Source organism: Cryptosporangium minutisporangium, from assembly GCF_039536245.1.
Lineage (GTDB): Bacteria > Actinomycetota > Actinomycetes > Mycobacteriales > Cryptosporangiaceae > Cryptosporangium > Cryptosporangium minutisporangium.
The window spans coordinates 20,225-31,737 of the sequence record NZ_BAAAYN010000053.1 but is presented as its reverse complement, the minus strand read 5'-3'; the positions used below and the strand labels follow the sequence as shown (position 1 = coordinate 31,737).

The following is an 11,513-nucleotide window of genomic DNA, read 5'->3' as shown; positions in this document are numbered from 1 at the left end:
CCGGCCGGTGCCGCCTGCACGCCGCAGGCGGCACCGGGTGCGGCGGTCCGCCGGAGTTCCTGCTCCGGCGCGAACTGCGGGCGCTGTGCGCCGGGGCGCGGCAGAGTGAGAGCGTGGCACCTCTCACCGACGCCGGGCTCCGGGACTTCTGCGACGAGCTCGGGATACCGGGCTTCGTCGACGCACACGTGCACTTCATGCCCGAACGCGTACTGCACAAGGTCTGGGCGTACTTCGACGCGCTGCCGGCGAGCGTCGGACTGGAGTGGCCGATCGAGTACCGGCTCGCCGAAGCGGCCCGGCTGGAGCTACTGGGCGAACTCGGCGTCATCGTGCACACCGCACTCCTCTACCCGCACAAACCCGCGATGGCGACCTGGCTCAACGAGTGGGCGTTGCAGTTCGCGCGCGACGTGCCGAACTGCGTCCCGACCGGCACGTTCTTTCCCGAGCCCGGCGCCGCGGACTACGTCCGGGCGGGGATCGAGGGTGGGTTGCGGGCGTTCAAGGCCCACCTGCAGGTGGGTGCCTACGACCCCACCGACCCGCAGTTGGACGCCGTGTGGGGGCAGCTCGCCGAGGCGGGCATCCCGATCGTGTGTCACTGCGGCAGCGGGCCGCTGCCCGGGCCGTACACGGGTCCTGGTCCGATCAGCGCGGTGCTGGCCAGACACCCCACGTTGACGCTGGTCGTCGCGCACCTGGGCTCGCCGGAGTACGCCGAGTTCCTGGCGCTCGCCGACGCCTATCCGAACGTCCACCTCGATACGACGATGACGTTCACCGACTTCACCGAGCGGATGGCGCCGTTCCCACCCGACCTGCGGCCCCGGCTGCGCGACCTCGGCGACCGGATCGTGCTCGGGTCGGACTACCCCAACATCCCCTATCCGTACGCCCACCAGGTAGAGAGCCTGGTCCGCCTCGACCTGGGCGACGACTGGCTCCGCGGAGTGCTCCACGACAACGGCGCGCGGCTGCTCAGGGCGTCATCATCGTCAGCAACTTCGTGATCGTGTTCCAGTTTCGGGCGGTGCCGGCGGCCCGGGCGTCCTTCGGATAGCGCTTCTCGAAGAACGGTGGGTTGAGCTTCGCCTTGCGGACACCGTCGGGGTACCAGACGTAGACCTCTCGCTCGCCCACCGCCATGACCTCCGGCGCGTAGGTGGCGGGGTCGATCGAATCCAGCTCGGCCTGGCCGGTGGGCGCGGAGAGGAACGTGACCAGCAGCTTCGACGGGTCGGTGGCGACGTCCGCGAGTGGATTGGCGTCGACGACCCGGCGGAGGTCGGCCTCGTCCCGGACCAGAACCCGCACGGTGAGGCCCAGCTGCTCGGTAACGGCGTCCTCGATCTCGGCGGCGAGCGCATCCGGATCGGTGCGGTCGCTGCGGAACACTGCGTTACCGCTCTGCAGGTGGGTGACGACGTCTGAGTGGCCGAGACCGGTCAGCAGGGTGCGCAGATCAGCCATCGCGATGCGCTGGTTGCGACCCACGTTGATGCCGCGGAACAGGGCGAGGTAGGCAGTCACGTAGTCATCCTCGCCCATGGAACCGGCGTCCACCGGCGCGAAGGCGCTCTCTGGCGGGACGAGCGAGGTCAGGAACGAAGGCCGCCGGGAAAGGTTCCCGATATTCGACGGTTATTCATCGACCGCATTCCGCTTCCCTGCGTCGGTTCCGGAGCGTAAGGGAAACCGTGCCATTCCGAACGCTCCGAAATGCCGAGCGATAAGGCCTGAGCGGCGGGATCCGCGCTCCGGGTGGGCGCTGTGCTGACCGAATCGACGCACCATTCTGTACTGATTGGACGGTCGCTTTTCGCTACGTTCGACCCCTGATCGGGGGCGGGTGCGAAGCGGTCGACGCGGGCCGGAGTCGCCCTGCCGGGCGCACCCACCGCTTCGGAGGCCGCCGCATTATTGCAGGCCACAGCCGGTTCGGCGAGTGCAGGAGGCGGCCCGGGGTGGCGCGTCGACGACCGCGGCGGTCAATCGCCGCACCACCTGCGGGTACGGAACGCTCGATCGATAAAGGCGTTCCGTAGTTGACGCGCAACGCTTGGTAATCCCTCGCTGTGAAGCGCCGACGACCCGACGAAGTTTTGTTAAGCCAAGTGGAAGCAGCGTTAACTGCGCGCTAGGGTGCTTGATGTGGCCGCTGGCGGCGGTGGTGGGGCTTGCTGCTGCGGAAATAGCCGTTTGCCTGGAGCGGTGAATGGTGTCACCGTGACGGAGGGCATGCGATGCCGGGAATTGACGAGAGTCTCCAGCGCGCGATGGCGATCGCCGGCGCGCGCGGTGCGAACCTCGTCGACTTCACCAGCGGCCTCGTCGTCGGTTCCGTGGGGGAGTGGCCGCACGGTGGCCCGGACGCCGCGGCGGCCGGTGCGACCGAGGTCGTCCGGGCAGCACGGGACAACTCGGCGTTCGTCGGGCCGGAGCGGCCGGTCGGTGCGTCCGCCGCCGACCCCGAGCGGTGGGAAGACATCGTGCTCACGGCCCAGGGCCGCTACGACCTGCTGCGCTTCGTCCACACCGCGTTCGACGGCCGGTTCTTCCTGCATCTCTGGCTGGACCGTCAGCAGAGCAACCTGGCGATGGCGAGGTTGGAACTCCGACGCCTCGCCGACGACCTGGTGATGCAGTGACGTCCGCGGATGCCGCGGTGAGACCTCCGCGTGCCGCAGCGAGCCCGAGATGACAGCGGTCGAGGCGGCGCTGCGTGAGCTGGTGGCGCTCGGCGCGACCGGCGCGTTACACGTCGACGCCTCGCTGGGCGCAGTGCTCTACCTGCAGGAAGGCCGTGTCACGCACATCGACGCGGACGCGGCGCCCGGGATCGGCACGGTACTGACCGCCTCCGGTCGGTTGTCCAAGGACGTCTGGGAGTCGGTGCGGACGGTCGGCGGACCGTCGGCACGGGTCGGCGCCCTGCTCGTGGACCAGGGGTACCTGAGCCAGGGCGAACTGGAACTGTGCGTCAACAGTGCGCTCTTCGACGCCGCGTACTTCGCGCTCGAGGCGGAGCCCACGGCGGTGCGCTTCGTCGCGGGCGAGGCCTCCTGGTTCGGCGGGACGCCGCGGGTCGACGTCGAGCGGGTGGTGCGGGAGGTCGCACGCCGGCGGGACCAGCTCACCGCGACGTTCCCGTCGTCCGAGTTCGACGAGGCGCCGCTGGCGTTGGTGCCGCGGTTGCCCCGGGACCAGATCGTGGTGGACGGGCTGCGCTGGGAGCTGTTGCTGAACGCCGACGGCCGCCGAACGCCGCTGGAGCTGGCGCGGCAGCTCGGGCGCGGCGCGTTCGCGACGCTGCTGGAGGTGCGGCGGCTGGCGGCGATCGGTGCGCTGCGGGCTCCGTCGGCGACCGGAGCCGCCGGCCGTCCGGCGGTGACGCCGTACCGCCCGGCGATCGGTGCGCCTGCGGCGGCGAAGACCAAGCCGACGACCGACCAGCCCGGTCCGCTCAACGGCAAGGCGCCCGCGTCGCACGGCCCGGTGGGAACGCCATCGGCGGCCGGGGAAGGACTGTCGCCGCTGCCACCGTTGCCCCAGCGCGTGGGCAGGGCCGGGCGGGTCGTGCGCCCCAGCCAGCAGGGCCGGGGCGCCGAGGAGCCGTCAGGGCCCTCCGCGGGACGTGGCGAGATGGCGGCTCCCCGCTGGGCGTCACCACCACCGGAGATCCACGCCGATCCACCGACGGTCTCGTCCCTGCGGCGAGTCCGTGACGCACTCCAAGACTTTTCCTGACCACCCCACCGCACCCGCGGTGCCGAACAGACGACGCCCTCGAGCCTGAGTGCCATCGAGCCAGGAAGGGAGACGTGTGGACAACGTCGAGCACGAAGTGCTGACCGAGATCCGGGCCCTGCGTGATCGGGTCCGGTTCGTCTCGGGCAGCCTCGTGTCCCGAGCCGATGGCCTACTGATCGCGCACGACACCCACGGGGTCCAGCCGGAAGGAATGGCCGCGCTGTCGGCGACCACGCTCGGACTGAGCGAGCGGATCGCGTTGGAAGCCGGCCACGGTCGGTTCCAGGAGGCGTTGGTGCGCGGGACCTACGGCTACGTCGTCACCTATTCGGCCGGCAGCTACGCAGTGCTGACCGTGCTCGCGACGGCCGAGACCAACCTCGGTCGTCTGCACCTGGAGGCTCGGGCGCTGGCCGATCGCATCGGCTCGCTGGTGGACGCCGCGGAGGGCGCCGCGGGTGGCTGGCGCTGAACGGCAACAGCTGGTGGTCCCGCGCTCGTGGACGGCACCGCCGCCGCTCGACGCAGCCGGAGCACGAGATCCCCTCCTACGCGGCCGAGACGTCGGCCGCGACCGCCGATGCGACCGGCGCGGCGTCCGTCGCCGTCGACGCTCGTGCGGCGCCCACGCGCCCCGCGTCCGGAGCGCTACCCAGACCCGCCGCCGATCAGCACGGCGGCAGCAGTAACCCCCATCCGGTCGAACCACCTCGAACAGGAGTACACGTCATGAACCTGGAAGCTTCGCTCAAGGAAGCCATGAACATCGAGGGAGCGATGGGCATCGCGCTCATCGACTACAACAGCGGCATGCCGCTGGGCACCCTCTCCTCGGTGAACGACCTCGACCTCGACATCATCGCGGCCGGTACCACCGACTTCGTCCGCGCGAAGATGCGCACGCTCGAGCTCATGCGGCTCGACGAGCCGATCGAGGACATCCTGGTCACGCTGGTGTCGCAGTACCACGTGATCCGCCCGGTGACCTCGCGGTCGGGCAAGGGGCTGTTCTTCTACCTGATGCTCGACAAGTCGCGGGCGAACCTCGCGCTGGCTCGCCACAAGCTGGCCCGCATCGAACGCGAACTCGAGATGTAGTGGGCGGCCCGCTCAGGACGACGCTGACAGGCGAGCGGGCCTCCTTATGACGGCCCCCTTATGTCACGGCGCACAGGGAGGCTGCCCCGTCGCGGGCCCGCCCGCGACGGGGCACGACTGGGTTGCGGCCCGCTCGACTGCCAGCCCCGCCCTGAGCGGGCTCCAGCGCCGTAGCAAGTACAAAAGCAAAGCGCGGCCGGCGGCCTTGCCGCCGGCCGCGCTGCGCTCACAGCACGTGTTGGCCGTACATTTCGCCCAAGGGGTCGGCGATGAGTTCTATGCGGGCGCCGTCGGGGTCGCGGAAGTACACCGACACCCCGCTGTGGACGACGTGCTCCACGCCGGCGTCCGAGAGCTTGCGGACGAGATGCTCCCACCGCTCCGGCTCGACCGAGATCGCGACGTGGTGCAGCCCGCCGAGCACCTCGGCGTACGGCCCGACGTCCAGGCCGGGGAAGTCGAAGAACGCGAGCAGGTTGTCGTTGCCGATGTCGAAGAAGAAGTGCGACGAACCGGGGTAGTCACGGTTCTCGATCAGCTCGGTCAGCGGAAACTCCAGCAGGTCCTGGTAGAACCAGATCGTCCGCTCGACGCTGCTACTGATCAGTGCGGTGTGGTGCAGCCCGCGAGCCGACGACGCGGGGCGCCGGTCGGCCGGGAGCAGGTAGGTGTCGCGGAGCAGATCGCGCTGCTTCTCGATCGCAGCCAGGTCGACGGTCATCGTGGCCTCCTCAAGCACCGATCGTGGCGTGCATTTCCCAGACGAGTAGTTCGGCAGGTTCGGCCGCGGTGACCCGCTGGCCGCCGGTAGCGGTCAGTCGGGCGGTGTCGCCCTCGGCGAGTGGCCCGGTGCCCTCCACCGTCACCGCGCCGCGCGCCACGAAAACGTGCAGGAACGGCGCTTCCGGTAGCCGCACCGAAGATCCCGGCTGGAGGCGCGCCGCGTACAGGGCCGCTGACGAATTCTTGATCCGGATCCCGGCGTCGTGCTTCGCCATTCCCGAGGCGACCGGCACCAACCCGCCGCGCAGCAGTTCGTCCTCGATCTCCAGCTGCTCGTAGCCCGGATCGATGCCGGGCGTGTCCGGGAGCACCCACATCTGAACGAACCGCACCGGACCGGTGGCCCCGGCGGCGTCTCCAGCCCTGCGCCCCCCGCCCACCCGCCCCTGAACTCGAACGGAGTCGTTTTTCTCCGAGTGCAGGATGCCGCGGCCGGCGCTCATCCGCTGGGCGAGGCCGGGGTAGATGACGCCCGAGTGCCCGGTCGAGTCCTGGTGCACCAGCGAGCCCTGCAGCACCCACGTCACGATCTCCATGTCGCGGTGGGGATGGGTCTCGAAGCCGGAGCCGGGCTGGACGATGTCGTCGTTGTTGACCAGCAACACCCCGTGGTGGGTGTTGGCCGGGTCGTAGTGCGTGCCGAACGAGAACGAGTGCTTGGAGTCCAGCCACGCGATCTTCGTCCGGTCACGGGACGCGGAGCGGCGGACGTCGACCTTCGGTTCCATGATTCCCATCCTCCGCCACCCGTCCGGGCTGAAGAAGTATCGGGCGGGCGCTCCCGGAGGAGCGCCCGCGCCCGGCTCAGGCGTTCTTGATCGCCGAGACCTCGAACTCCAGCACGATCTTGTCGCTCACCAGCACGCCACCGGTCTCCAGTGCGGCGTTCCAGGTGATGCCGAAGTCCTTGCGGTTGATCGTCACCGAGCCCTCGAAGCCCACCCGGGTGTTGCCGAAGGGGTCCTTCGCAGCGCCCTCGAAGGCGAACGGGATCGTGATCGACTTCGTGACGCCCTTGACCGTGAGGTCGCCGATCAGCTCGTAGTTGTTCTCGTCCACCACGACGGCGCTGGTGGAGACGAACGTGATCTCCGGGTAGGTCTCCGGGTCGAGGAAGTCGTTGGTGCGGAGGTGGCCGTCGCGCTGCTCGTTGCGCGTGTCGATGCTCGCGGCCTTGATGACGACCTTCGCCGACGACTTCTCCGGGTTGTCACCGTCGAGTACGGCGCTGCCCTCGAACACGTTGAACGCGCCACGGACCTTCGTGACCATCGCGTGCCGGGCGACGAAGCCGATCCGGCTGTGGGCCGGGTCGAGGGTGTAGTCGCCGGTCAGGTCCGAGAGAGTGAAAGCGGGGGCGGTCATGGCTTGCTCCTTGGGCTGGTCTTGGTGGTGCGACTTGTTGATGCTTCAACTACGCTAGCGCCAACTTGGGTGACGTGTCAACTATTCCCGGGTAGAGTGGTGTGCATGACAGAACCTCGGTGGCTCGACGCCGACGAGCAGCGGGCCTGGCGTCGGCACCTGCGCATGCAGTCCGAGCTCACGGCCCGGCTGGCGCGGCAACTCCAAGCCGACTCCGACCTCTCGCTCGCCGACTTCGAGGTGCTCGTGAACCTCACGGACGTGCCGGAGGCCCGGATGCGGGTGACCGAGCTGGCCAAGTCGCTCCAGTGGGAGAAGAGCCGGCTGTCCCACCACTTCGCCCGGATGGAGAAGCGCGGCCTCGTCGTCCGGGAAGACTGCCCCAGCGACGCGCGCGGCGCGTTCGTCGTCCTCACGCCGGAGGGCCGGGCCGCCATCGAGGCCGCGGCGCCCGGCCACGTGGAGACCGTGCGGCGGCTGATGTTCGACGGGCTCACCGCGGAGCAGGTCGCGACCCTGACCGCGATCGCCGACGTCGTGCTCGACCGGATCGAGCGCGACGCCGCAGGTGAGCTCGGTCCGTCTCCCAGTACGGCCGCCGACGCCTGAGCCCGCGCGGCCGCTGTGTGCGGCGCGGGGCATGATGGGTGTGCCGGGGTAGCGCAGTGGAGGGAGCGGCACGTGCTGAAGTTCGGGTACAAGGCGTCCGCGGAGCAGTTCGGTCCGCGTGAGTTGCTCGACTACGCCGTGCTGGCCGAACAGGTCGGGTTCGACTCCGTCTGGGTGAGCGACCACCTCCAGCCGTGGCGGCACGACGGCGGGCACGCGCCGAACGCCCTGGCCTGGCTCGGTGCGCTGGGCGCGAGCACCGAGCGCGTCCAGATGGGCACCAGTGTGCTGACCCCGAGCTTCCGCTACCACCCGGGACTCGTCGCGCAGGTCTTCGCGACGCTCGGCCTGCTCTACCCCGACCGGGTGATCCTCGGTGTCGGCTCCGGCGAGTCGATGAACGAGGTTCCGCTCGGCGTCGAGTGGCCGGACAACAAGGAGCGGTTCGCCCGGCTCAAGGAAGCCATCGAGATCATCAAGCTGCTGTGGACGCAGGACCGGGTCGACTACGAGGGCCGGTTCTGGAAGCTCGACAAGGCGACGATCTACGACAAGCCGGCCAGCCCGGTGCCGCTGTACGTCGCCGGTTCGGGTCCGGCGGCAACGCGGATGGCCGGTCGCATCGGCGACGGCTACATCACCACCAGCGGCAAGGCTCCCGAGCTCTACACCGACAAGCTGCTGCCCGCGCTGCACGAGGGCGCGGAGAAGGCCGGCCGGAAGGTCGCTGACCTGGACCTGATGATCGAGGTCAAGGTCTCCTTCGATCCGGACAAGGCGAAGGCGCTCGAAGACACCCGGTACTGGGGTGCGCTCGCGCTCTCCCCGGAGGAGAAGAGCGACGTCGAAGACCCGATCGAGATGCAGCGGCTGGCCGACGCGCTGCCCACCGAGCGCACGGCGTCTCGGTTCATCGTCTCCGACGACCCGGCCGAGCACGTCGCGGCGGTCCGGCGCTACGTCGACCTCGGCTTCACCCACCTGGTCTTTCACGCACCGGGCCCGGACCAGGCGCGCTTCCTGAAGCTCTACGGCGAGCAGATCCTGCCGCTGCTGCGAACCGCCGGCTGACGCTGATCGTCCACTGTGCTCGCGCATGACTGCTGGTGCGCCTGGGCATTGTCGCTGTGATTGCTGATCGGGTGATGTCTCGTCCGTAGGTGTGGACGGGCGTTGGCCGGTTACATTCAGACGTCAGAGTTGCACTCAATGTGGCCTCTGGTGCCGCATCTGATCGAGGTGAGGGGCGTGAGCAGCGCGCGTCGGCGATTCGTGATCACGCACGTCGGTCGGGATCGGCCGTGGGCGGAGTGGATCGCGGCCCGGCTCGCCGACGCGGGAGAGCCCGACAGCATCGAGATCCGGCTGGTCAGCTGGCGTTGGGACACCGGGATTCCGCTGGTCACAGCGGTGCAGGACGCGCTGTTCGGCGCGGCGGAGGAGCCCGGCGCCGACCGGATCGTGCTGGTCTTCTCGTCCGCGCTGCTGGAGGGCTACGAGTACGCCGACGAACAGCGTCCGGATCTGCCGCTGCTCAGCCGCGTCGTCCCGGTGCGGGTGGAGCCGGTCGACCTGCCCGAGCCCTGGTCCGGCGTCTCCGGTCCGACGCTGTTCGACGCCCCGCCGGTGGAAACCGCGGATCGTTTGGTCAAGGCCGTGCTCGGCGTCGGCGCGGCGGCCGCTGCGGCCGACCGGCTGGCCCGCACGGTCGCGCGCGAGCAAGGCGGTCCCGCGGTCGTCGCCCCTAGGCCCCGGCTGCCCGGCCACCGGCCGGACATCTGGAACGTCCCGGCACCGGACGACATCTTCGTCGGCCGGGACGAGGAGCTGATCGCGCTGCGGACCGCGCTCCTGGCCGACGGCCGAGTGGCCGTCGAGGGGCGATTCGGCATGGGCGGGGTCGGCAAAACCCGGCTCGCGCTGGAGTACGCGCACCGCTTCGGATCGGAGTACGACCTGGTCTGGTGGATCCCGGCCGACCGGCCGGTGTTGATCGGCGACCAGTTCGCGGCGCTCGCCGTGCGGTTGGGGCTGGTGGGCCCGGAGACCGACACCGGCACCGCGGCCACCGTCGCCCGGACCTATTTGCGGCGACACTCCAACTGGCTGGTCGTGTGCGACAACGCGGAGTCGGCCGAGGCGCTGGCGCCCTGGCTGCCCGGCGGCGAAGGGCACACGATCGTCACCTCGCGGACGTCCGGATGGGCGTCGGTGGCGACTCCGCTCGAGGTGAAGCTGCTGAGCCGCGCGGAGTCGATCCAGCTGCTGCGTCGTCGCCATTCGGGGCTGACCGTGGTGGAGGCGGGGCGGCTGGCCGCGGTGCTCGGTGACCTTCCGCTCGCCGTCGGCCTCGCGGTGGGTTTCCTCGCCGAGACCGGCACCCACGCCGGCGACTACCTCACCGAGCTCGCCCAGCACGTCGCCGACGTCCTCGACGAGCAGCGCGCGGTGAACTATCCGCACGCGCTGGCCGGCGCGATCGCGACGGCGACCAGCTGGTTGGCTACCCGCGACCCGGTCGCGCTGGCGGTGGCCCGGGTCTGTGCGTTCCTCGCGCCGCGGCCGATCCCGGTCGGTCTGCTCGGGCTGGCCGACCCGGTGCTGACCGACCACGGCGACCACCGGTCCGATGCGGCGGTGCCGCCGGGGTGGACCGGGGCGGACGCGTCGATGCATCCGCGGATGCAGCGGCGGACCGGGGCTGGCCCCGAGCTGCATCCGCTCGCCGCCCTGGAAGGCATCTCGGACGGCAGCGCGGTGCTGCAGCGCAGCATCGGTCGGCTACAGCGGTTGGGCCTGGTGCAGGTCGAGCGCGTGAGCCGGTTCGGAGTACGGGTCGGCGACCCGCTGAACGGCAGCAACGGGGTGGTCAGTCTGCACCGCCTGGTCGCGGCGATTCTGCGCGATCAGCTCGGCGCCGACCGGCGGGACGCCGTCCGCGCACACGTCGACGCCTTGGTGGCCGCCGCCGATCCCGGCGACCCGACCGATCCGCGCCGCTGGCCCAGCTGGACGATCCTCCTGCCGCACCTCTACGCGGCCGAGCCGGCGCATACCGCGAATCCGGGGCTGCGGACCACGGCGGTGTCGGCAGCACACGTCCTGCTCGCGCGGGGCGACGTCCGGTCTGCGCGCGACCTGGCCGATCAGTTGCACCGGCGCTGGCTCGACCGGCTGGGCCCGGACCACGAGGACACGCTGCGGGCGGCCCGCTGCCTGGCCCAGACTCTGCGGACGCTCGGCCGCTTCGACGCCGCCCAGGAACTCGACGCCGATCTGCTCCGTCGGCACCGCGAGACGCTCGGCGAGGACCACTCGGAGAGCTTGGCCGCCGCGACCGCCCTCGCCGACGACGCCTACGCGCTCGGCGACGTCGGCCTGGCGCGGGCGCTCGACGAGGAGATCCTGGCGCGGCGCCAGCGGGTGTTCGGCGAATCACATCCCAGCGCGATCGATTCCGCTCTCCGGCTGGCGCGTGATCTCGCCGCGCTGGGCGACGCGAAACGCGCTGCCGAACTGCGGTCATGGGTGGAACGGACCGAGGCCGATCGCCACCGGCCGGCCGGTTGAGCCGGGACGACGCGCCCCGTCTCGTCCCGAATCTGGAACACGCTAACCGTTTCGCGCTCCCCGGATAAGGTAGAAATAAGGGTTATCGGGGCGCCCCATAACCGTGGGTAACGCCATTGTCGGTGGCGTATTCAGCAGTCGGAAGAACTAAGTTAACGACGATTCATCAAGGGTGCATCCGCGATTCCGCTGGTCCGCCGCTGCGTCGGGAACCCCGCGATGACCTGGCCCTCTCCGGCTGACCAGCATAACAGTGAGTGATTGTGTCGCCGATGACAATTTCTCGGTGAATTGCACTCAGAATGTCTATAGCTTCGCCCGCAATCCTACCGGTA

12 protein-coding genes are annotated in these 11,513 nt (G+C 70.0%); 8 read left to right on the top strand and 4 right to left on the bottom strand.

The window, feature by feature from the left end; translation table 11 throughout:
• Positions 1-113 precede the first annotated feature (113 nt).
• Entirely contained in the window at positions 114-1,013 is a 900-nt protein-coding gene (locus ABEB28_RS35940) for an amidohydrolase family protein (protein ID WP_345732745.1), read from the top strand.
• Here the strand turns inward: ABEB28_RS35940 and ABEB28_RS35935 are convergent.
• Entirely contained in the window at positions 982-1,533 is a 552-nt protein-coding gene (locus ABEB28_RS35935; RefSeq protein ID WP_345732743.1) for a DUF1697 domain-containing protein, read from the bottom strand. The genes ABEB28_RS35940 and ABEB28_RS35935 overlap by 32 nt on opposite strands.
• Before the next feature lie 713 nt (positions 1,534-2,246).
• On the opposite strand from ABEB28_RS35935, the gene ABEB28_RS35930 reads away from it, so the two are divergent.
• From ABEB28_RS35930 to ABEB28_RS35915, 4 genes are all read left to right on the top strand, one after another.
• Positions 2,247-2,651, top strand: coding sequence for a hypothetical protein (locus tag ABEB28_RS35930; RefSeq protein ID WP_345732742.1), 405 nt, complete (start codon positions 2,247-2,249; stop codon positions 2,649-2,651).
• A 49-nt stretch (positions 2,652-2,700) separates the two neighbouring features.
• Positions 2,701-3,750 carry a DUF4388 domain-containing protein gene (locus ABEB28_RS35925; RefSeq protein ID WP_345732741.1) on the top strand — a complete coding sequence of 350 codons (1,050 nt, stop codon included), beginning with the start codon at positions 2,701-2,703 and terminating at the stop codon, positions 3,748-3,750.
• 76 nt (positions 3,751-3,826) lie between these two features.
• Positions 3,827-4,225 (top strand): roadblock/LC7 domain-containing protein, encoded by a 399-nt coding sequence (locus ABEB28_RS35920; RefSeq protein WP_345732740.1) that lies wholly within the window; start codon positions 3,827-3,829, stop codon positions 4,223-4,225.
• A 257-nt stretch (positions 4,226-4,482) separates the two neighbouring features.
• Positions 4,483-4,851 (top strand): hypothetical protein, encoded by a 369-nt coding sequence (locus tag ABEB28_RS35915; protein WP_345732739.1) that lies wholly within the window; start codon positions 4,483-4,485, stop codon positions 4,849-4,851.
• Positions 4,852-5,077: 226 nt separating this feature from the next.
• Here the strand turns inward: ABEB28_RS35915 and ABEB28_RS35910 are convergent, their stop codons facing one another.
• From ABEB28_RS35910 to ABEB28_RS35900, 3 genes are all read right to left on the bottom strand, one after another.
• A complete protein-coding gene (locus tag ABEB28_RS35910; RefSeq protein WP_345732738.1) occupies positions 5,078-5,572 on the bottom strand; it encodes a VOC family protein in 495 nt (164 codons plus the stop codon).
• 10 nt (positions 5,573-5,582) lie between these two features.
• Positions 5,583-6,371: a pirin family protein gene (locus ABEB28_RS35905; protein WP_376981875.1), complete on the bottom strand. Its 789-nt coding sequence runs from the start codon at positions 6,369-6,371 to the stop codon at positions 5,583-5,585.
• A 67-nt stretch (positions 6,372-6,438) separates the two neighbouring features.
• Complete coding sequence (locus ABEB28_RS35900; protein WP_345732736.1) at positions 6,439-6,999, bottom strand: YceI family protein; 561 nt, start codon at positions 6,997-6,999, stop codon at positions 6,439-6,441.
• Between the two features lie 105 nt (positions 7,000-7,104).
• Here ABEB28_RS35900 and ABEB28_RS35895 point away from each other — a divergent pair, with 105 nt between their 5' ends.
• The 3 genes from ABEB28_RS35895 to fxsT all read left to right on the top strand — a co-directional run bounded on the left by ABEB28_RS35895 (position 7,105) and on the right by fxsT (position 11,178).
• Positions 7,105-7,608 carry a MarR family winged helix-turn-helix transcriptional regulator gene (locus ABEB28_RS35895; RefSeq protein ID WP_345732735.1) on the top strand — a complete coding sequence of 168 codons (504 nt, stop codon included), beginning with the start codon at positions 7,105-7,107 and terminating at the stop codon, positions 7,606-7,608.
• Between the two features lie 72 nt (positions 7,609-7,680).
• Entirely contained in the window at positions 7,681-8,679 is a 999-nt protein-coding gene (fgd, locus tag ABEB28_RS35890; RefSeq protein WP_345732734.1) for a glucose-6-phosphate dehydrogenase (coenzyme-F420), read from the top strand.
• Positions 8,680-8,856: 177 nt separating this feature from the next.
• Positions 8,857-11,178 (top strand): FxSxx-COOH system tetratricopeptide repeat protein, encoded by a 2,322-nt coding sequence (gene fxsT / locus ABEB28_RS35885; RefSeq protein WP_345732733.1) that lies wholly within the window; start codon positions 8,857-8,859, stop codon positions 11,176-11,178.
• Positions 11,179-11,513: the final 335 nt, after the last annotated feature.